The organism is Sphingomonas sp. CCH9-E2, assembly GCF_001557215.1.
Lineage (GTDB): Bacteria > Pseudomonadota > Alphaproteobacteria > Sphingomonadales > Sphingomonadaceae > Sphingomonas.
Genome location: NZ_LSJM01000132.1, coordinates 1 through 19,961, shown reverse-complemented (window position 1 = coordinate 19,961; position 19,961 = coordinate 1). Strand labels below are relative to the sequence as shown.

The 19,961-nt window shown below is 66.3% G+C and carries 23 protein-coding genes; 17 read left to right on the top strand and 6 right to left on the bottom strand.

Annotated elements, in window-relative coordinates; all coding sequences use genetic code 11:
• Positions 1–133 precede the first annotated feature (133 nt).
• The 11 genes from AX681_RS07180 (at position 134) to AX681_RS07130 (ending at position 6,917) form a co-directional block, all read left to right on the top strand.
• Complete coding sequence (locus AX681_RS07180) at positions 134–955, top strand: pyruvate, water dikinase regulatory protein (RefSeq protein ID WP_066655665.1); 822 nt, start codon at positions 134–136, stop codon at positions 953–955.
• On the top strand, positions 952–1,539 hold the full coding sequence (locus AX681_RS07175) for a Maf family protein (protein ID WP_082737769.1): 588 nt from the start codon (positions 952–954) through the stop codon (positions 1,537–1,539). Before AX681_RS07180 ends, AX681_RS07175 begins: the two co-directional genes overlap by 4 nt.
• Positions 1,536–2,360 (top strand): shikimate dehydrogenase family protein, encoded by an 825-nt coding sequence (locus AX681_RS07170; RefSeq protein ID WP_066655662.1) that lies wholly within the window; start codon positions 1,536–1,538, stop codon positions 2,358–2,360. The genes AX681_RS07175 and AX681_RS07170 overlap by 4 nt, the downstream gene beginning before the upstream one ends.
• On the top strand, positions 2,357–2,953 hold the full coding sequence (gene coaE, locus AX681_RS07165) for a dephospho-CoA kinase (protein WP_066655656.1): 597 nt from the start codon (positions 2,357–2,359) through the stop codon (positions 2,951–2,953). The genes AX681_RS07170 and coaE overlap by 4 nt, the downstream gene beginning before the upstream one ends.
• Before the next feature lie 7 nt (positions 2,954–2,960).
• On the top strand, positions 2,961–3,653 hold the full coding sequence (gene dnaQ, locus AX681_RS07160; RefSeq protein WP_066655654.1) for a DNA polymerase III subunit epsilon: 693 nt from the start codon (positions 2,961–2,963) through the stop codon (positions 3,651–3,653).
• A gap of 51 nt (positions 3,654–3,704) precedes the next feature.
• Positions 3,705–4,280, top strand: a complete 576-nt coding sequence (gene hpf, locus AX681_RS07155) for a ribosome hibernation-promoting factor, HPF/YfiA family (protein WP_066655653.1) — start codon at positions 3,705–3,707, stop codon at positions 4,278–4,280.
• A 9-nt stretch (positions 4,281–4,289) separates the two neighbouring features.
• On the top strand, positions 4,290–4,760 hold the full coding sequence (locus tag AX681_RS07150) for a PTS sugar transporter subunit IIA (protein ID WP_066655647.1): 471 nt from the start codon (positions 4,290–4,292) through the stop codon (positions 4,758–4,760).
• Entirely contained in the window at positions 4,717–5,220 is a 504-nt protein-coding gene (locus AX681_RS07145; protein WP_066655645.1) for a PaaI family thioesterase, read from the top strand. Before AX681_RS07150 ends, AX681_RS07145 begins: the two co-directional genes overlap by 44 nt.
• Positions 5,217–5,558 (top strand): DUF1491 family protein, encoded by a 342-nt coding sequence (locus AX681_RS07140; protein WP_066655641.1) that lies wholly within the window; start codon positions 5,217–5,219, stop codon positions 5,556–5,558. The genes AX681_RS07145 and AX681_RS07140 overlap by 4 nt, the downstream gene beginning before the upstream one ends.
• A 162-nt stretch (positions 5,559–5,720) precedes the next feature.
• Positions 5,721–6,356, top strand: coding sequence for a cell wall hydrolase (locus AX681_RS07135; RefSeq protein WP_066655638.1), 636 nt, complete (start codon positions 5,721–5,723; stop codon positions 6,354–6,356).
• Between the two features lie 51 nt (positions 6,357–6,407).
• On the top strand, positions 6,408–6,917 hold the full coding sequence (locus tag AX681_RS07130) for an MmcB family DNA repair protein (protein WP_066655632.1): 510 nt from the start codon (positions 6,408–6,410) through the stop codon (positions 6,915–6,917).
• A gap of 173 nt (positions 6,918–7,090) precedes the next feature.
• Here AX681_RS07130 and AX681_RS07125 read toward each other — a convergent pair whose 3' ends face one another.
• Entirely contained in the window at positions 7,091–7,690 is a 600-nt protein-coding gene (locus AX681_RS07125; RefSeq protein WP_066681993.1) for an ankyrin repeat domain-containing protein, read from the bottom strand.
• A 71-nt stretch (positions 7,691–7,761) separates the two neighbouring features.
• Here AX681_RS07125 and AX681_RS07120 point away from each other — a divergent pair, with 71 nt between their 5' ends.
• Genes AX681_RS07120 through AX681_RS07110 form a run of 3 tightly spaced genes read left to right on the top strand, consistent with a single transcriptional unit; the run spans position 7,762 to position 9,451 of the window.
• A complete protein-coding gene (locus tag AX681_RS07120; RefSeq protein ID WP_066664056.1) occupies positions 7,762–8,355 on the top strand; it encodes an SCO family protein in 594 nt (197 codons plus the stop codon).
• Positions 8,352–8,780 (top strand): YcgN family cysteine cluster protein, encoded by a 429-nt coding sequence (locus AX681_RS07115; RefSeq protein ID WP_066664062.1) that lies wholly within the window; start codon positions 8,352–8,354, stop codon positions 8,778–8,780. Before AX681_RS07120 ends, AX681_RS07115 begins: the two co-directional genes overlap by 4 nt.
• On the top strand, positions 8,777–9,451 hold the full coding sequence (locus AX681_RS07110; RefSeq protein WP_066664055.1) for a M48 family metallopeptidase: 675 nt from the start codon (positions 8,777–8,779) through the stop codon (positions 9,449–9,451). The genes AX681_RS07115 and AX681_RS07110 overlap by 4 nt, the downstream gene beginning before the upstream one ends.
• Here AX681_RS07110 and AX681_RS07105 read toward each other — a convergent pair.
• The 3 genes from AX681_RS07105 to AX681_RS07095 all read right to left on the bottom strand — a co-directional run bounded on the left by AX681_RS07105 (position 9,427) and on the right by AX681_RS07095 (position 12,679).
• Positions 9,427–11,529 (bottom strand): PBP1A family penicillin-binding protein, encoded by a 2,103-nt coding sequence (locus tag AX681_RS07105; RefSeq protein ID WP_082738113.1) that lies wholly within the window; start codon positions 11,527–11,529, stop codon positions 9,427–9,429. The two genes, AX681_RS07110 and AX681_RS07105, sit on opposite strands and share 25 nt — an antisense overlap.
• A 102-nt stretch (positions 11,530–11,631) precedes the next feature.
• Positions 11,632–12,024: a peptide-methionine (R)-S-oxide reductase MsrB gene (gene msrB / locus AX681_RS07100; RefSeq protein ID WP_066664053.1), complete on the bottom strand. Its 393-nt coding sequence runs from the start codon at positions 12,022–12,024 to the stop codon at positions 11,632–11,634.
• Between the two features lie 31 nt (positions 12,025–12,055).
• Positions 12,056–12,679, bottom strand: coding sequence for a class I SAM-dependent methyltransferase (locus AX681_RS07095; protein ID WP_066664050.1), 624 nt, complete (start codon positions 12,677–12,679; stop codon positions 12,056–12,058).
• Between the two features lie 162 nt (positions 12,680–12,841).
• Between AX681_RS07095 and AX681_RS07090 the strand changes: the two genes are divergently transcribed.
• Positions 12,842–13,132 (top strand): antibiotic biosynthesis monooxygenase, encoded by a 291-nt coding sequence (locus tag AX681_RS07090; RefSeq protein ID WP_331709992.1) that lies wholly within the window; start codon positions 12,842–12,844, stop codon positions 13,130–13,132.
• A gap of 44 nt (positions 13,133–13,176) precedes the next feature.
• On the top strand, positions 13,177–14,445 hold the full coding sequence (locus AX681_RS07085) for an MFS transporter (protein WP_066664060.1): 1,269 nt from the start codon (positions 13,177–13,179) through the stop codon (positions 14,443–14,445).
• On the opposite strand, the gene AX681_RS07080 is transcribed toward AX681_RS07085, so the two are convergent.
• A complete protein-coding gene (locus tag AX681_RS07080; RefSeq protein ID WP_066664043.1) occupies positions 14,396–16,690 on the bottom strand; it encodes a CDC48 family AAA ATPase in 2,295 nt (764 codons plus the stop codon). The two genes, AX681_RS07085 and AX681_RS07080, sit on opposite strands and share 50 nt — an antisense overlap.
• A gap of 418 nt (positions 16,691–17,108) precedes the next feature.
• Here AX681_RS07080 and AX681_RS07075 point away from each other — a divergent pair, with 418 nt between their 5' ends.
• Entirely contained in the window at positions 17,109–17,999 is an 891-nt protein-coding gene (locus AX681_RS07075) for a LysR substrate-binding domain-containing protein (protein ID WP_066664036.1), read from the top strand.
• Positions 18,000–18,326: 327 nt separating this feature from the next.
• Here the strand turns inward: AX681_RS07075 and AX681_RS07070 are convergent.
• Positions 18,327–19,961 (bottom strand): DNA translocase FtsK (locus tag AX681_RS07070; protein WP_066681992.1); only part of this gene is annotated, 1,635 nt, incomplete at its 5' end.

The window sequence follows — 19,961 nt, the reverse complement described above, 5'->3', positions numbered from 1 at the left end:
AATGACCCGGAGCGTGGACAGAGTCCCCCGCTTGGCGGGTCCGGCGCGTTGCGCTAGCGATTTCCCCCATGTTTTCCACAGAACTGTCCAGAAATCGGCCTCTTCTCCCCTCCCGCTTGCGGGAGGGGAATCGGTGAAACTGCACCTTCATCTCCTGTCGGATTCCACCGGCGAGACGCTGGAGAATATCGCCAAGGCGGCGCTCGCGCAGTTCGACGATGTCGAGGTGCTGCGGCACTTCTGGCCGATGGTGCGCAGCGAAACGCATCTCGAGCGGATTCTGGCGGAGATCGCGCAGAATCCCGGCCTCGTCATCTTCACGCTGGTGAACCCGGAGATCCGTCGCCAGCTCGAGACGCGGTGCCGCGCGATCGGCCTGCCTGCCGTGGCGCCGCTCGACCCGGTCAACCATGCGCTGTCCAATTTGTTGGGACAGGAGATGAAGGCGCGGCCGGGGCGGCAGCATATGCTCGACGCCGCCTATTTCGCGCGCGTCGATGCGATCCAGTTCACCATTGCGCATGACGATGGCGTCAATTGGGAGAATTGGGAGGAGGCGGACATCGTGCTCGCCGGGGTGTCGCGCACGTCGAAGACGCCGACATCGATCTACCTCGCCAATCGCGGGTTCAAGGTCGCCAACATCCCGATCGTGCCGCAATCGCCCCCGCCCGACCTGCTGTTCTCGCTCAAGAACCCGATGGTGGTCGGGCTGACCACCAGCCCCGAGCGGCTGATCCAGGTGCGGCGCAACCGGCTGCTCGCGCTCAACCAGCAGGACGAGACCAGCTATGTCGAGCAGGAAGCGGTGCAGAAGGAGGTCGCCTATGCCCGGCGCATGTTCGCCGATAATGGCTGGCCGGTGATCGACGTGACCCGGCGATCGATCGAGGAGACGGCGGCGGCGATCATCACCATGGCCAATGAGCGGGTGACGGCGGGAGGCCGCGCATGATCGTGCTCGCTTCGACCAGCGCGTCGCGGCGCGCGATGCTGACCGCCGCGGGCGTGGCGCACGAAGCGCTGCCGGCTTTGGTCGACGAAGAGGCGGTCAAGGCGAGCCTTGGCGAAGTTGCGCCGCGCGACTTGGCCGATGCGCTGGCCGAGATGAAGGCATTGAAGGTCAGCCAGCGGGTGCCCGGCACCTTGGTGCTGGGTGGAGATTCGGTGGTGGCGATCGAGGATGGAACCTTGCTCGACAAGCCGGTCGACCGCGCGGACGCCGAGCGCCATCTGAAGCTGTTGTCGGGCAAGCGCCACGATCTCTACAGCGCCGCGGTGATTGCGGAGAATGGCCAAGCGCTGTGGCGGCATGTCGATCGCGCGCGGCTGTGGGTGCGGCCGCTGTCGGACGCGTTCATCGCCGAATATCTCGACGCCGAATGGCCGGCGATTTCGGGCTGTGTCGGCTGCTATCGGGTCGAGGGGCCGGGGGTGCAGCTGTTCAGCCGGATCGAGGGCAGCCACTACACCATCCTGGGGATGCCGTTGCTCAACATCCTCGATTATCTGCGGACCAGAGGCCAGTTGACGTCATGACCATTCCCCATGCCCCCCCTCATGCAGAAGTGATCGGCGACCCGATTGCACAGTCCAAATCGCCGCTGATCCATGGCTTCTGGATCGACAAGCTCGGGATCGAGGCGCGCTATGAAAAGACGCTGGTGACGCCCGAGGGGCTGGGCGACTTTTTCGCCGCGCGGCGTGACGATCCCGACTGGCGCGGGTGCAACATCACCGCGCCGCACAAGGTGGCGGCGCTCGATCACGTGCCCGATCCGGGCGGCGTGCGGGATTCGATCGGCGCGATCAACACCGTGTTTCGCGGGGCGGACGGTGCGCTGATCGGGACCAACACCGATGCCGCAGGATTCTATGCGCCAATTTCGGACTTCGACCTGGAGGGCGCGCCGGTCGCGGTGGTCGGTGCAGGCGGCGCGGCGCGGGCGATCCTGTTCGCGCTGGCACGGGCGGGGGTCGGCCCTGTGACGATCCTCAACCGGTCGCCGTTGAAGGCGATGGGGTTGCTCGCGACCTTCGGCTTGAAGGGCGATGTGGTGGCGCTCGATGCGCCGATCCCGCCGGTCGCACTGCTGGTCAATGCCAGTTCGCTGGGGATGGTCGGGCATCCGCCGCTCGACCTCGACCTGTCCAACCTGCCTGAGGATGCGCTGGTCTATGACGCGGTCTATGCGCCGCTCGAGACCGGGCTGCTGGCGGCGGCGCGGGCGCGCGGGCTGGAGACGGTCGACGGGTTGGAGATGCTCATCGGCCAGGCGGCGCTGGCGTTTGAGCTGTTCTTTGGCAAAGCGGCGCCGCGCGAGCATGATGCCGAATTGCGGGCGCTGCTGCTGAAATGAGCCTTGTCCTCGGCCTCACCGGTTCGATCGGCATGGGCAAGTCCACGGTCGCGGCGATGTTTGCCGAGGCGGGGGTGCCGGTGTTCGATGCCGATGCCGAGGTGCACCGGCTGCAGGGGCCGGGCGGCGCGCTGGTCGGGAGAATCGAGGCCGAGTTTCCCGACACGACGACCGACTTGGGGGTCGACCGCACGCTGCTGGGCGAGGCGGTGTTCGGGAACCCGGAGGCGTTCAAGCGGCTGGAGGGGATCGTCCACCCCGCTGTCGCCCATGCGCGCAATGAATTTCTCAAGGCCAATGCCGACAAACCGCTGGTGCTGCTGGACGTGCCCCTGCTGTTCGAAGCCGGCGGGTGGCGACAGGTCGACAAGATCGTCGTCGTGTCCGCTCCGGCCGAGGTGCAGCGGGCGCGCGTGCTCGCGCGGCCGGGGATGACGTTCGAGCGGTTCGAGTCGATCCTGGCGCGGCAGATGCCCGATGCGGAGAAGCGCGCGCGGGCGGATTTCGTGATCGATACCGGCACGACGAAAGAGGCGACGCGCGCCGAAGTTGCGGCGGTGATCGCTTGCCTCACGCGCCAAACGGGCGGATAAGACGGGCATGCGCGAAATCGTGTTCGACACCGAAACAACCGGCCTGAGCTACAGCGCCGGGCACCGGCTGGTGGAGATTGGCTGTGTGGAGCTGATCAACCGCGTGCCGACCGGGCGGCATTTCCATCGCTATCTGAACCCCGACCGCGACATGCCGGTCGAGGCGTTTGCGGTGCATGGCTTGTCCGAGGCATTCCTGGCCGACAAGCCGCGCTTTCACGAAATTTGCGACGAGCTGATCGAGTTTCTGGGCGACTGTCCGCTGATCGCCCACAATGCGATGTTCGACCTGGGCTTCATGAACGGTGAGCTGGGCGCGTGCGGGCGCGCGCAGCTACCGGTCGACCGCATCGTCGACACGCTGCAGATCGCGCGGGCCAAGCATCCGGGCGCCAAGCATACGCTCGACGCTCTGTGCGTGCGCTATGGCGTCGACCTGTCGGCGCGCGAGCTGCACGGCGCATTGCTCGACGCGCAACTGCTCGCGCAGGTGTTCATCGAACTGACCGGCGGGCGGCAGATCGCGCTGGGGCTGGCGGTGGGTGAATCTACCGGGCCTGACCGGATCACGGTCGCTTCGGCTAAGGGCAATATTCGCCCGGCGCGCATTTTTGCGCCGAGCGCAGAGGAACTGGCGCGCCATTCGGCGTTTATGGCCGGGTTCGAGGACCCTGTCTGGGGAGCATCGGCGTCCGGTTGACGCTGTCGCCCCCCATTCCTAGGTGCTCCTCTTGTTAAGACGGAGGACGACATGGATATCCGCGTTTCTGGTCATCAGGTAGACACGGGCGAAGCACTGCGCCAGCACGTGGACGACCGGCTGCAGGGTATCGCCGAAAAGTATTTCGCTCGCGCCATTTCGGCGCAGGTGACGTTCGGCAAGGGTCCGCACGACCATGGCTTTACCTGCGACATCGTGGCGCATGTGATGCAGGGGCTGGTACTGAAAGGCGCGCATTCGGCGCATGAGGCGCATCTGTCGTTCGATGGTGCCGCCGACAAGATCGAGAAGCAGCTGCGCCGTTACATGCGCCGCCTCAAAGACCGCAACAATGGCCAGCAGCAGGCGATGATGGATGCTGCCTATGACGCGGGCTACACCGTGTTCCAGGTCGAGGAAGAAGAAGAGGTCGCCGACGCGCCCGCAATCATCGCGGAAACCCGCGTCGACGTGCCGGATGCCAGCGTGTCGGACGCGGTGATGATGCTCGACCTGCGCAACACCAATGCGCTGCTGTTCAAGAATACGGGAACCGGCACCTACAACATGGTCTATCGCCGCACCGACGGCACGATCGGCTGGGTCGAACCCAACCGGGCGGCCTGATCCAGCGCGATGCATGATCTGAATGATCTGGTGACGCCCGAGGCGGTGGTCTCGGGTGTGACGGCGGGCAGCACGAAGAAGCTCTTCGCGCTGCTCGCCGATGTCGCGGCGCGGGTCTATGGCCTCGACGCAACGCTCGTGGCGGCACAGCTCGCCGCGCGCGAAAAGCTCGGCACGACCGGCTTTGGCGGCGGGATCGCGATCCCGCATGGCCGGATCGAGGGCCTCGATGCAGTGCGCGGGGTCATGGTGCGGCTCGACAAGCCGGTGGATTTCGGGGCGGTCGACGATTCGCCGGTCGATCTGGTGTTCATGCTGCTTTCCCCGGTCACTGCCGGGGCGGATCATCTGAAGGCGCTGGCCCGCGTGTCGCGGCGGCTGCGCGATCGTGGCTTTACCGCCAAGTTGCGCGGGGCCGGATCGGCCGACGCGATCTATGCCCTGCTCGCCGGGACCGAAGCGCGTGACGCCGCTGCCTGACGCCACTCCGGCGGTCGGGGCGGAAGCGCATCACCGCGCGCTCGAATCGCTCTATGCCGCAGCCCCGATCAACCAGCTGTTCGACTCACGGCTGGAGATTGCGCAGGCGGGCGTCGCGCGGATTCACTTCACCATCGATGAGCGCCATTTCCATGCCGGCGGCGCGGCGCATGGGACGAGCTATTTCAAGATGCTCGACGATGCGGCGTTCTACGCGGCCAACAGCCTCGTGACCGACCGGTTCCTGCTGACCACGGCGTTCAACCTGTTGTTCACCCGGCCGCTCGGCCCGGGGCCCGTGATTGCCGAGGGGCGCTGGATCAGCGGGCAGCGGCGCGTGTTCGTTGCCGAGGCGCGGCTGATCGATGCGACCGGTGAAGAAGCCGCGCGCGGCACCGGCACCTTCATGAAATCGCGGATCGCACTGGCCGGGCTGCCCGGTTATCGCATCGCGCCGTGACGCCGCGGCTGACGAGCGGGCTGATCGTCAATGCGCTGGTCCGCCGCGTCAATGCCGCGGGCGGCAGCGCGATGGTGCTGGCCAAGGGCCATGCCGAGGCTGGCGCAATCCTGATCCTGGCGCTGGAGCGTGGCGAAGATCCGCACTTTTTCGAGCGCGGAATTGGGCCGGACGGTCTGTCCGCGCTGGTGCCGAGCGGGCCCTCCACGTTCGAGGATCCCGGCGCGGTCACCGATTACTGGGAGCGGCGGCGCAGTCGCGACCCGGACCTGTGGGTGGTCGAACTGGATATCGCAGCGGCAGAACGGTTCGCCGCTGAAACGATCATCGGTGGTTGACGGACCGAAACATCATCGGCAGAGGCGCGCGACGATTTAATAGCGTTGTGCCGTCGGGGTCAGAGGCCGGTGGTTACGCAGTCGGGGGGCAAGCCCGATCGGTCCGTGCATCCGCACCTTGAGCGATCCGATCGCGCACCAACCGCATAGTATCGAAGTTGAATGACCTTCGCGTTCCGGGCTGCGATCATCGCGGCCACGACCCTCACCTTTGCCGCCGGCATTGGTGCAACGGCCCCGGGCATTGCCGGAGAGGCCGACAAGACGCCGGCTCAGGCTATCAACGAAGCGGCGTCCGAACAGGTTCCGACCATGGCCGAATCGCTCGCCGCGCTGGAAGCGGATGAAGTCGAGGCCCCCCAGACCGACGAGTCCGCCTCCGCGCGCTTTGCGACGCTGGCCGCCGCTGTGGCCGCGCAGGACGCGACCGCCGACGATGCCGAGCATAATTGCCTCGCGATCGGCGTTTATTACGAATCCAAGGGTGAACCGCTCGAGGGCCAGCTCGCGGTTGCCGAAGTGATCCTCAACCGGACCAAGTCCGGTCGCTTTCCCACATCGGTGTGCGGCGTGCTGACCCAGCGCGGTCAGTTCTCGTTCGTGCGCAATGGTCGCCTGCCGCAGCCGCCGGCCAGCGTGCGCGCATGGAAGACCGCGCTTGCCGTGGCACAGGTCGCGCGCGACGATGCCTGGGACAGCCGCGTGTCGGACGCGCTGTTCTTCCACGCCCGCTATGTCCAGCCCGGCTGGCGCAAGGCGCGCGTGGGCAGCGTCGGCAACCATATCTTCTATCGCTGAACCGCAGCGGACGGGCTTTCGTTCGTTCGTCAAATGTTCTAAAGGCCGGGGATGGTTTCGACACCCTCCCCGGCCTTTGCGCTTGCCGAGTCCGATCCGCTGATTGCCGCCGATGTCACGCGCGGCGTGTGCCGCATGCTGCTGCGCCACGAAACGGTCGCGATGGCGGAGGTGCCGCTGGGCGATGGCCGCCGGGCCGATTTGATGGCACTCAATGTCCGGGGCGAGATCGTGATCGTCGAGGTCAAGGTGTCGCGCGCCGACCTGATCGGTGACGGCAAATGGACCGACTATCTGGCGCATTGCGACCGTTACTTCTGGGCGGTGCCGCAGGGGTTCGACCTGGCCCCGCTGGAGCGGCCCGACTTCCTGCCCGAACGCGCGGGGGTGATCGTCGCCGACCGTTATGACGCGGCGATCGTGCGCGAGGCGCGGACCGTGCCGTTGCCGAGCGCGACGCGGCGCAAATGCACGCTCGCCTTTGCCCGCCGCGCCGCGCGGCGGGTGATCACGCTTACCGATCCCGACGCAGACGGGCTGGCCTGGGGACGTGACGGGTAGGCGGCATCGTAAATGTTATCCCCTCCCTGAAAGGGAGGGGTTAGGGGTGGGTTTAGCGGCGAGCGAGGTTCGATGCCTCGCACGCCGCTTTTACGCGGTGCCGTCGAGACTCTTTGGAGCGCGCAGACGCGCACACCCACCCCCAGCCCCTCCCTTTGAGGGAAGGGAGTTGGTTAGAAGCTCGGCCCGGAAACGGCGCGCTTCTGAACCTTCGGCGCGTTCTTGAGCGCTTCGGCAATGGCGGGAGCCCGGCCGTCGCGGGCGGCATAGTCACGCGCGCTCAGTCCGGCGAGCCGGTCGACCATGTCGGGATCGGCGCCGCTGGTCAGCAACAGCTGGACCAGCTCACCATCGCGGCGCTGCACCGCGCGCATCAGCGGGGTTTCGCCGCCGCCATTGGCGAGATTGACGTTGCCCTTGCGCGTCAGGAGTTCCCGCACGCCGTCGATCCAGCCGGCTTCGACAGCCAGCATCAGCGCGGTGTTGCCGCCGCCATCCTGCAGATTCACATTGCCGCCGCGCGCGAGGATGAAGCGCAGATAGGTCATGTCGCGGCGCTTGGTGACGATATGGATCGCGGCTTCGCCCTTGTCGTCCTTGGCATTGACGATGGTCTGGCCGGGCGCGTTCAGATATTCGGTGACCTTGTTGCCATCCTGCTCGCGCACCGCCTTCAGGAAGTTGTAGCTTTCGGAAAAGCGCTGCGCGCCGGCCGGAAGCGCGACGCTCAGCAGGGTCGCGGCGAATACGAGCCGGGACAGAACGGTCAACATGGTCGGAACACACCCCTGAACAACTGCAAGCCTTGCCTAACATCCTCTATCAGATCATGGGTCACCTTGTCATGAACAGGATATCTTTCTTCGCCCTGCCGGTCCTGCTCGGCCTGGCCGCTTGTGGCGGGGGCGCGCCGCAGCCCAAGTCGCTGGCCGATGCGCCGCTCGCTGGAGCGTCGATCGGCGGGCCGTTCACGCTGGTGAATGGCGACGGCAAGACCGTCACCGAGAAGGATTTCGCCGGCAAATACCGCATCATGTATTTCGGCTATACCTTCTGCCCCGATGTCTGCCCGGTCGATGTGCAGAATATCGGCGGTGCGATGAAGCTGCTCGACAAGCAGGACCCGGAATTGGCGGCGAAGATCGTTCCCGTGTTCGTGTCGATCGATCCGGCGCGCGATACGCCCGCCGTGGTCAAGGAATTCACCGCCGCATTCCACCCGCGCATGGTGGGCCTGACCGGCAGCGCGGCGCAGGTCGATGCCGCGGCGAAGGTCTATCGCGTCCCCTATGCCAAGCGCGAGACGCCGACCGGTTATCTGATGGATCATGGGCGTCAGGCCTATCTGATGGGCCCCAATGGCGAACCGATCGCGCTGTTGCCGCAGGAGCAGAGCCCCGACGCGATCGTCGCGGAAATCACGCGGTGGATCGGCTGACCCGCTTCTGGGAACTCCCGCTCGCCCGGCTCGATCGCGCGCAGTGGGAGGCGCTGTGCGACGGGTGCGGCAAATGCTGTCTGCACAAGATCGAGGATGCCGATACCGGCGACCTCTATGCCACCAATGTCGCGTGCCGCTTGCTCGACCGCGACCAGGGGCGGTGCAGCGATTACCGCCACCGTCACGCCTATGTCGCCGAATGCGTGCGGCTGAACGCAGGCAATGTCGACGACATTCCGTGGCTGCCGGTGACCTGTGCCTATCGGCTGCGCGCGGCGGGCGAGCCGTTGCCCGACTGGCATTATCTGATCTCGGGCAGCCGCGAGAGCGTGCATGAGGCGGGTGAATCGACCCGTGGCTGGACGATTTCGGAGGATGTTGCCGGCGACCTCGAACACCATATGGTCGATCGCATCCTGTGAGCGTGCCGATCCAGGTCGTGCGCCATCCGCGCGCCCGGACGATGCGGCTGTCGATCGATCAGGCAACCGGGACGGTGCGGCTGACCATTCCGCCGCGCGCGCCCGCCGGTCCGGCGCTGCGCTGGGCCGAGGGGCAGCAGGACTGGATCGCGCGGGCGCTCGCCAACCGCGCTGCGCCGACGCCGTTCGAACCGGGCGCGACGATCCTGTATCTGGGCGAAGAGGTGGCGCTGGGCTGGGACAGCGGCTTTCCGCGCACGCCTTTGCTCGACGATGGCCAGATCATCGCGGGCGGACCGCGCGAAGGCTATGAGCGGCGGATCGAACTGTGGCTGCGCAAGCGGGCGCTGGAGACGCTGAGTGCGGAGACGGCCGAATATGCCGCACTGTCGGACGTGAAGGTCAGCAAGGTCGCGATCGGCGATCCCAAGGGGCGCTGGGGCAGCTGCGCGTCATCGGGCGTGATTCGCTACAATTGGCGGCTGATCCTGGCACCGCCGGCGGTGCGGCGCGCGACGGTGGCGCATGAAGTGGCGCATCGCACGCACATGAACCACAGCCCGGCGTTTCACGCGCTGGTGCGCGCGCTTTACGGGCGCGATCCCAAGCCGGAACGTACGTGGCTGCGCGCCAACGCGATGCGGCTTCACTCGTTCGGGCGGTCGTCCTGAGGCGCGCGTAGCGGCTCGCGCTGCTGTTGCTGCTGTGGCGGTCGGTCGGCGGGGTCGCGGCGCGGCGCGGGTTGCGGGTCGCGCGGGGCGTCGCGGCCGGTCATGCGGTCGAGCCAGTCCTGGCTGATGCCGCCTTCGTCGCCGGGCGCGGGCTCGCCGTCGATCGGTTCCTCGTCGCGCGCGACCGGGTTGCCGTCCTGATCGACGAACACGCCATTATCGGCTTCGCCCCACGCCTCGTTATCCGGCTCGATCTGCCATTCGGGCAGGGTCACTTCGGTCTCGAAATTCTCGACCGGGCGGTTGGCGACCGCGACGCGCATGAAGTTGGCAAAGGCGCGGGCGGGGGCGGTGCCGCCCTGCAGGCCGCCGACGCGCTTGGCATCGTCGCGGCCCATCCACACGCCGGTGGTAAGGCCGGACGAGAAGCCGAGGAACCAGCCATCCTTGTTCGAGGTGGTGGTGCCGGTCTTGCCCGCCACCGGGCGGCCGATTTGCGCAGCGCGCCCGGTGCCGGTGTTGACCGCCGTCTGCAACAGGTCGGTCATCTGCGCGGCGACATAGGGGGCGACCAGCACGCGCGAGGTATCGACCTCATGCTGGTAGATCACCGCGCCATTGGCGGTGACGCGAGTGATCGCATAGGGGGTCACCGCCACGCCCTTTTGCCCGACCGAGGCAAAGGCGCGGGTCATGTCGATCAGGCGGACATTGGAGGTGCCGAGCACCATCGCCGGCTGGGTATTGATCGGCGTGGTGATGCCAAAGCGGCGTGCCATATCGGCGACCGTGCCGAAGCCGGTTTCCTGCCCCAGCTTGGCCGCGACGGTGTTGATCGAATAGGCGAAGGCCGAGCGCAGCGTCATTTCGCCGCTGAACCGCCCGCTATTGTTGCGCGGGCTCCAGCCGTCGATCGTCACAGGTTCGTCGACCACGCGGTCCTCGACCTTGTGGCCGGCCTCCAGCGCGGCGAGATAGACGAACAGCTTGAACGCCGATCCGGGCTGGCGCGTCGCCTGAGTCGCGCGGTTGTAGATCGACGAGACATAATCGCGCCCGCCGACCATCGCGCGCACCGCGCCGTCGCGATCGAGGCTGACCAAAGCGCCCTGCGCACCCTTGGGCGTGTTCGCCTGAATCGCCTGGGTCGCGGCGTTCTGCATCTTGAGGTCGATCGTCGTCCACACGTCGAGCGGCGCGACGGTTTCGTCGATCAGGACTTCGAGCTGGGGCAGCGCCCAGTCGGTGAAATAGCGCACGCTGTTCTGCTTCGGCGCAGCGGCCAGCTTGACCTGGGCGGGGCTGGCAGCGGCGGCTTCGGCGGCGGTCAGTGCGCCGGTTTCGACCATCACGTCGAGCACGACGCTGGCGCGACCCACGGCGGCCTGGGCGTCGGCGGTCGGCGAATAGCGCGACGGAGCCTTGACCAGCCCGGCGATCACTGCGGCTTCGGAGAGCGTCAGGTTGGTCGCGGGGTGACCGAAAAAGGTGCGCGACGCAGCGTCGATACCGTAAGCGCCGCCGCCGAAATAGACCTTGTTCAGGTACAGCTCGAGGATCTGGTCCTTGGTGAATTTCCGCTCCAGCGCGAGCGCCAGGATCATCTCGCGGAATTTGCGCCCGACATCGTACTTGTTCGACAGGAAGATCGTGCGCGCGACCTGTTGCGTGATGGTCGATGCGCCCTGAAGACGACGGCCGGTGCCGCGATTGTCGATCGCGAATTTGGTGATGCGCATCAGCGCAACCGGATCGACACCCCAGTGCGACCGGAAGCGGCGATCCTCGATCGCGACCATCGCGTCGCGCATCGGCTCGGGAATCTTGTCATATTCGATCCACTCGCCATAGCTTGGCCCGAGCGAGACGATCACCGTGCCATCGGCGGCATGGACCCGGATCATCTGGCCATTGGGCGAGGATTTGAGCTCCTCGTAGCTCGGCAGCGACGCCTTGGCGGTGTAGACCGCGATCAGCAGCGCGATGAACGCCGCCAGCGCGACCAATGCGACGCCCCCACCCGTCCAGAGAAGGATGCGGCGCGCCTTGGGCGAGAGCATGGGTTTGCGGATCGGCATGGATGGCTGTGTGACGATTTACGGGTGAACCGTTGCTGTCACAAGCGTTTCGATCAGATGAATGTGGCGGGTTGAGGGGGCACCGGTCCCGCCCCCTCGCCGTCAGCGCGGCTGGAAGTCGAGCGCGACCGAATTGATGCAGTAACGCAGGCCGGTGGGCGGCGGGCCGTCGGGGAAGACATGGCCCTGATGGCCGTCGCAGCGGGCGCAGCGCACCTCGATCCGCGTCATGCCGTGGCTGGTGTCGCGATGTTCGCTGATATGATCGGGCGCGACCGGGCGGGTGAAGCTGGGCCAGCCCGATCCCGAATCATATTTGTCGTCGCTGTCGAACAGCTCGAGCCCGCAGCCGGCACAGTGATAGATGCCGTCAGCCTTGTTATCCGAAAGCCGCCCGGAAAAGGCGCGTTCGGTGCCGGCTTCGCGCAGGACATGATATTGTTCGGGGGTCAGGCGCTGACGCCATTCCGATTCAGGCAGGTTGAGCTGGTTCATGCACCGGATGTGGGAAGCGCCTTCCCGTGCGTCAATCCGCCGGGGCGTCCTTCCACGCCCACCACAGCTGCGCCGGGGGCACGTTCCACCATTCCATCGCATGGTCGATGCGCGGGAAATGCGGGGTCAGGAAATTGCGGACATTGGGGTTGAACTGATAGACGAGGAACTGGCCACCGGGGCGGAGCACCTGATGCGTCGCTGCTGCGATCTCTTCCCCGACGCCAGCAGGCAGGGTCGAGAAGGGGAGGCCCGACAGCACATAGTCGGCATGTGGTTCGCCATGATCGGCAACAATCTGATTCACAGCTGCCGCTGACCCGTGAATTGCGGAAAAGCGCGGATCGACGATGGTCGCGCGAAGATAGGCAACGAAATCGGGGTTGGTGTCGATCGCGATATACTTGGCATTCGGGCCCAGCCGGTCGAGGATGTGGCGGCAGAAAGTGCCGACGCCCGGTCCATATTCGACGAACACCCGGCAATTATCCCAGTCCACCGGGCCGAGCATCTTGCGGATCAGCTTGCCCGAGGACGGGATGATCGATCCGACCATCACCGGATGCTTGAAAAATCCCTGAAGAAACAAGGCCTGGGGCGATAGCGGGCGCGAAGCCTTGCGCTTCGCGCGGGCGATCGTGGTCGAACCGGTCATCAAAAATCCTCAAGTCGGTGTCGCGCTTCTGTAGGACAGTTGCAATGGTCCTGTCATCATCGACATGGCGCATTAACGTTGTTCGCGCCGCGCCGGTTGCGCAGGCGGTCGAAACGTTTCATCCTGAAACGCATGGAACACCCGCGCACAGGCCAGGTTGCTGTGATCTTTGTGTCCGAATCCACCGGCGCGGACGAGCCCGGCTATGCTGCTGCCGCAAAGGCGATGGCGGAGCTGGTCGCGCAGCAGCCGGGCTATCGCGGGGTCGACTGGGTCGGCAGTCCCGAGGGGGGCGAGATCACGATCAGCTATTGGGCGGACGATGCCAGCGCGGCTGCGTGGCGCGACCATCCCGACCACGCCCGCATCCAGCATGAGGGGCGCGGCACGTGGCTCAAACGCTATGACCTGATGGTGGTGGATATCCGGCGCGGGCATCAGTGGGAACGGTGAGTTCGCCCAAGGTCGACCGCACCTTCGCCATCCTGTTCGCAGTCATGTTCGTGATCGCGGCGGGCAACACCGCGCTGCAATCGGTGCTGCCCGCGCTCGGACGCTCGCTCGGGGTGCCCGACAGCGCGGTGGCGGCGGCGTTTTCGGTGTCGGCATTGCTGTGGACATTGGTCGCACCCTTCTGGGCCAACCGGTCGGACCGCTATGGGCGGCGCAAGATGGTGCTGCTGGGGCAGGTCGGGCTGACCGCGTCGCTGTTCTTCTGCGGACTGTTCCTTGCCGCCGGGATCAATGGCTGGATCGCCCCGGTCACCGCCTTTGCCTTCTTTGTCGCCGCGCGGATGCTGTATGGCGGCTTCGGCTCAGCAGCTCCGCCCGCGATCCAGGCCATCGTCGCGTCGCGCACCAGCCGCGAGGAGCGAACCAAGGCGCTGACCCTGCTCGGCTCGGCGTTCGGGCTTGGCACCATTCTGGGTCCGGCGATCGCGCCCTATTTGGTGGTGGGCGATTTATGGCGTGGCGGACCGACGATCGGGCTGGCGGGGCCGGCACTGATCTTCAGCATCGTCGCGCTGGCGATGCTGGTCGCGGTCGCCCGGTTGCTGCCGCGCAATGTCGATGAGAGCATCAGCCATGGCGCGGCGTCGAGCTATCCGTCGATCGGCGGGCAGGCGAGCGGCGCGAGCGTTACCGCGGCGACAGCGGCGAACATCGAACCGATCGGTTTCCTCGATCCGCGGGTGCGGGCGTGGATGATCTGTGGCCTGGTGTTGGGGCATGCACAGGCGATGGCGGGGCAGGTGATCGGGTTCCTGATCATCGACCGGCTGGGCGTCGCACCGCTGGAGGCGATCGAGGCGACGGGACTTGTGCTGATGATGGGCGCGGGGTCGGCGCTGCTGGTGCAATGGGGGATCATCCCGCTGCTGGGGCTCAACCCGCGCCAGCTGATGCTGATCGGGTTGAGTTTGAGCGCGATCGGGTGTCTCGCAACCGGTACTGCGACGTCGCTGTACGGAATTGCTACGGCCTATGCGCTGACGACGATGGGATTCGGCTTCTCGCGCCCCGGCTTCACCGCCGGATCGTCGCTGGCGGTACCGCAGGGCGCGCAGGGGTCGGTCGCGGGGAAGGTCACGTCGATCAACGGCGCCGCGTTCATCCTGGGGCCGTCGATCGGCGTCGCGCTCTATGGTGGATGGCGGCCGCTCCCCTATCTGGTCGCGGCCGCCGCCCTGGCAGTGCTGGTGGTCTATGGCTGGTTCAGTCTTCGGACGAGCGTGTCCGCCCCTGAAGCATCCCCGGAGCGATAAAGCCGATCGGGTTCAGCGATACCGCGTCCTGCTTCATCTTCGAGACGATCTGCTCGTACTCGCGCTCCATCTCCGGCGTGACGGTGGCGCGCGAATCGGCCAGCGCCGCTTCGAAATGCGCCATCGTCACTTGTGTCGCGGGCGGACGTTCGCGCAGCGCGGCAAGGCCGGCGCGCCGGGCGACATCCTCCAGATCCGCGCCGGTGAAGCGCTCGGCCCGCGCCGCGATCGACGCGAGGTCGACGTCGGCAGCCAGCGGCATCTTCTGCGTCTGGATCCTGAGGATGCGTTCGCGACCCGCCGCATCGGGCACGCCGACATAGATCAGCTCGTCGAGGCGCCCCGGACGCATCAGCGCCGGGTCGATCAGGTTAGGCCGGTTGGTCGCGCCGATCACGACGACCGACTGGAGTTCCTCCAGCCCGTCCATCTCGGCGAGGATGGTGTTGACCACGCGTTCGGTCACCTGCGGCTCGCCCATGCCCGACCCGCGTGCGGGGACGAGGCTGTCAAGTTCATCGATAAAGATGACGCAGGGCGCGACCTGGCGGGCGCGGGCGAACAGCCGGGCGATCTGCTGCTCGCTCTCGCCATACCATTTGGACAGGAGGTCGCTCGACTTGGTGGCGATGAAATTCGCCTCCGCCTCGCGCGCCACAGCCTTGGCGAGCAACGTCTTGCCGGTACCGGGCGGGCCATAGAGCAGAAAGCCCTTGGCCGGGCGGATGCCCAGGCGGCGGAACGCGTCGGGATCGCGCATCGGCAGCTCGACGCCTTCCTTCAGGCGCATCTGCGCATCGTCGAGGCCGCCGACATCCTCCCATGTGATGTTCGGCTTTTGCACCATCACCTCGCGCATCGCGCTCGGCTGGACGCGCTTCAGCGCCTCCACGAAATCCTCGCGCGTGACGGCGAGGGTTTCGAGGACGTCGGCGGGGACCGTCTTTTCGCTGAGGTTGAGGCGCGGCATGATCCGCCGCACCGCTTCGATCGCCGCTTCACGCGCCAGCGCCGCGATATCGGCGCCGACAAAGCCGAAGGTGGTGCGGGCAAGCTCGTCGAGATCGACGCGCTCCTCGATCGGCATGCCGCGGGTGTGGATGCCGAGGATCTCGCGCCGCCCGCGCTCGTCGGGGACGCCGACGATGATCTCGCGGTCGAAGCGGCCGGGGCGGCGCAGCGCTTCGTCGATCGCTTCGGGCCGGTTGGTCGCGGCGATGACGACGATGTTGGCGCGTGCCTCCAGCCCGTCCATGAGCGTCAGCAGCTGGGCGACGAGGCGCTTTTCGGCCTCGCCCGCCACCTGGCCGCGCTTGGGCGCGATCGAATCGATCTCGTCGATGAACACGATCGAGGGGGCGTTCTTGGACGCCTCCTCGAACACCTCACGCAGCCGCTTTTCCGATTCGCCATAGGCCGAACCCATGATCTCGGGACCGTTGATCAGGAAGAATTGCGCGTCGGATTCGTTGGCGACGGCGCGGGCAAGGCGGGTCTTGCCGGTGCCGGGCGGCCCATGGAGTAGCACGCCCTTGGGCGGATCGACGCCCAAGCGCTGGAAGAGTTCGGGATAGCGCAGCGGCAGCTCGACCATCTCGCGCAGCTGGTCGATCGTCGCGGCCATGCCGCCGATATCGTCATAGGTCACGTCGGCGCGGCGCAGTTCGCGCGCTTCCTCGAACTCGTTGCGCAGCTCGATCTCGGTCTCGGCGTCGATATGAACGATGCCGCGCGGGACGGCCGAGACGACGGTCAGGCGAATCTCTTGCAGCGCATAAGCGGGCGCGCGCAGATGCTGGAGCACGTTGGGCGGCATGTCCGACACGCGCTGCTGCCCCACGGTCGAGATGGTGTCGCCCTGGCAGAGCGGACGACCAAGGAAGGTGCGGCGGAGCGCATCGCCCGAACCTTCGAGCCGCAGGTCGCGGCGGGCGGGGGCAAAGACGACGCGAGTCGCGGGTCGCGACTCGGCCTTGCGCACCTCGACGAAATCGCCCGAGCCGACGCCGGCATTGGCGCGCTGAAGCCCGTCGATGCGCAGCAGCTCGAGCCCTTCATCCTCGGGATAGGGATAGACGGCGCGCGCGGGCGTGGTGCGCTTGCCGATAATCTCGACCACGTCGCCCTGTTGCACGCCGAGCGCGTCCATCATGGCGCGCGGCAGATGCGCAAGGCCGCGGCCGCTGTCCTCCGGCCGTGAATTGGCGACCTGCAGCTTGCGCGTGTCTGATTCGATATCGGCCATCGGCTCTCCTTTCGCCCGTCGAGGGGTGACGCGCAGATAGGCAGCCGGTTCCGTGTCGGCTAGAGTTGGGGTGAAACGGCACCGGGCCGACCCGTCACCAGGGCACCTAGCGCCAGCATGATATGGGTGGCCGGGTGGGGGAGCGGGTCGGTGCCGCACCCTTGCCGACGCAAAAAGCGCAAAAAAATGGGCCGGTCCGAAGACCAGCCCTTTGAAAGGTTTAGGAGAGGATGCCTGAAAGGCACGTCCTATGTGCAGTGCGGCGAGTTTTTGTGCAAGTGCGAAGAGCGTTCGTTACGATTGCAGATTCTGCAATCTGTAACATTCGCGGATTATAGCCGATGACAAAGGTGTCATGCTTTCGACACCTGCGGGAATGAGTTGCAATATGCTACGCTGCACCACAGAAATATAAGCGATGCGCAGGCTGCCGCCCCTCACCGCCATCGAGGCATTTGTCCAAGTCGCACGGCTGGGATCGGTGAAAGCTGCGTCGGAGGAACTGGCGCTGTCGTCGCCGGCACTGAGCCGCCGCGTCCAGGCGCTGGAGCGCTTTATCGGCAAGCAATTGTTCGAGCGGCGGCATCAGGCGATGAAGCTGAATGCCGAGGGCGAGCGCCTGCTGCATCTGATTGCGCCCGCGCTCGACACGATGAGCGATGCGATCGAGAGCATGAACAGCGGGGCCGAACTGCTGCGCCTGCGACTCGGCACGCCGTCGCTGTTCGCGAGCCAGAGGTTGTTGCCGCATCTGGCGGCGTTGCGTGCGGTGCATCCGCAGCTTCATCTCGACATCGACACCGGCGGGCATGGCATGTCGCGGCTGGGCGACGGGTTGGACGCGGCGATCGTGCTGGCGCGCGATATCGAGCCGACCCTGTACGGACGGCGACTCGACCGCAACCGCATCCGCCCGGTGGCGGCGCGGCGTCTAGCGGAAGGGCCGCAGGCGATCGGGCGGCCGGAGGAACTGGCCGGCTATTCGATTCTGGCGCATCGCGACATGGCGGACAGTTTCGAGATCTGGCGCGCTGCGCTGGGCCTGCCCGATCTGGAGCCGGTATCGATCGACCTGTTCGACTCGGGATCGCTGATGCTGGAGGCGGCGGCGCAGGGCGTGGGCGTCGCCTTCATGCTCGATACGCACCGCATTGATCCCGACGATCCGCGCATCGCGACACTGTTCGGCGAGCCGAGCGTGAAGAGCCCGTACAGCTACTGGTTCGTCTGCCGCCCCCGCGCGCTGGAGCAGCGGCCGGTGAAGCTGTTCCACGACTGGCTGATCGGGTTGTTCGATATCGAGGGATAGGACCTCCGCGAAATTAGGATGGGAACCCAGCGGCTATTAGCTGCTGTTTCAATGACCATCCTGCCGGTCGCTTCAGCTCGTCAAACCAAGGTGTCCCGTCAGATATCCATTCGTCACGATACTGCTGAAAGGTGACTGGCGCACATGTGCCGGGGTTGTCATCGTTGCCAAATTCGAAGCCGCAGCACGCGCAGACTTCGTATGAGGGGGCACCGAAATGCTGTTCATAAGGCGGAGCGACGATGTCTGTGGCCGTCACCCACTTGAATTCTGCGTAGGGGAGGCCGTTCAACCCGCGATACCCGCAAACGGGACAGATATGCCCACTCACAACGGCCGCCCGTCCTGATCCATCAGCACCTCGCGCCGGCCGACATGGTCGGGGCGGGAGACGAGGCCGTCCTTTTCCATCCGTTCGACGAGACGGGCGGCGCTGTTGTAACCGACCCGCAGCTGGCGCTGGAGCCATGACGTCGACGCCTTCTGGCTCTCCGCGACCAGCTGGACGGCACGACGGTAGAGCTGCTCCTCCGGCGAATCCTCGCCGGTCGGGGCGCCGTCGAGGGCGAACTCGCCGCCTTCCGGCTCCTCGGTGACGGCGGAGATGTAATCGGGTGCGCCTTGCGCGCGCCAGTGATCGGCGACCGCCATCACCTCTTCATCCGACACGAACGGGCCGTGGACGCGCGCGATCTGCTTGCCGCCGGGCATGTAGAGCATGTCGCCCTTGCCCAGCAGCTGTTCGGCGCCCTGTTCGCCCAGAATCGTGCGCGAATCGATCTTCGACGTGACGTGGAAGCTGATTCGCGTGGGCAGGTTCGCCTTGATCACGCCGGTGATGACGTCGACCGACGGCCGCTGGGTTGCCATGATCAGGTGGATGCCGGCCGCGCGCGCCTTCTGCGCCAGACGCTGGATCAGGAATTCGACTTCCTTGCCCGCGGTCATCATCAGATCGGCCAGCTCGTCGACGATGATCACGATCTGCGGCAGCGGAGTGAGGTCCAGCGTTTCTTCCTCGTACAGCGGCTTGCGCGTTTCGGGGTCGTAGCCGACCTGAACCTTGCGACCGAGCTTCTGCCCCTTGGCCAGCGCCTGGCGCACCTTGTCGTTGAAGCTTCCCAGCGAGCGGACATTGACCGACGCCATCATGCGATAGCGTTCCTCCATCTGCTCCACCGCCCATTTGAGCGCGCGCACCGCCTTGGGCGGGTCGGTGACGACGTCCGCGAGCAGGTGAGGGATATCCTTGTACATGCTGAGTTCCAGCATCTTGGGATCGATCATGATCATGCGGCACTGGTCCGGGGTCAGCCGGTAGAGCAGCGACAGGATCATGCAATTGAGCCCGACCGACTTGCCCGAGCCGGTGGTGCCCGCGACGAGCAGGTGCGGCATCGGCGCGAGGTCGGCGATCACCGGATCGCCCGCGATATTCTTGCCCAGCACGATCGGCAGCTGCGCGCCCAGATCCTCGAATGTCTCGCTGCCGATCAGTTCGTGGAGCGACACGGTTTCGCGCTTCACGTTCGGCAGTTCGATGCCGATGACGCTGCGACCGGGGATCGTCGCGACGCGAGCGGAGACGGCGGACATGTTGCGCGCGATATCGTCGGCGAGCTGGACGACGCGGCTCGCCTTGATGCCGCTGGCGGGCTCCAGCTCGTACATCGTTACCACCGGGCCGGGGCGGACTTCGACGATCTGGCCCTTCACATGGAAGTCGTCGAGCACCGATTCGAGCAGGCGGGCGTTGCGCTCCAGCGCGGCCTTGTCGATCGCGGCGGTTCCGCTCTTGGCCGGCTCCTTGAGCAGTTTGAGCGGGGGGAGCTGATAGGTCCCCTTGAAGTCGAGCGTTGCCTGCACCGGCTTGGCCTTGGGCGGCTGGGGTGCGGGGGTGCGGTCGGCGATCACCGGGCCGGGGCGCGCGTCGGGCAAGGCGAGCTTGCGCGGGCGCGGGGC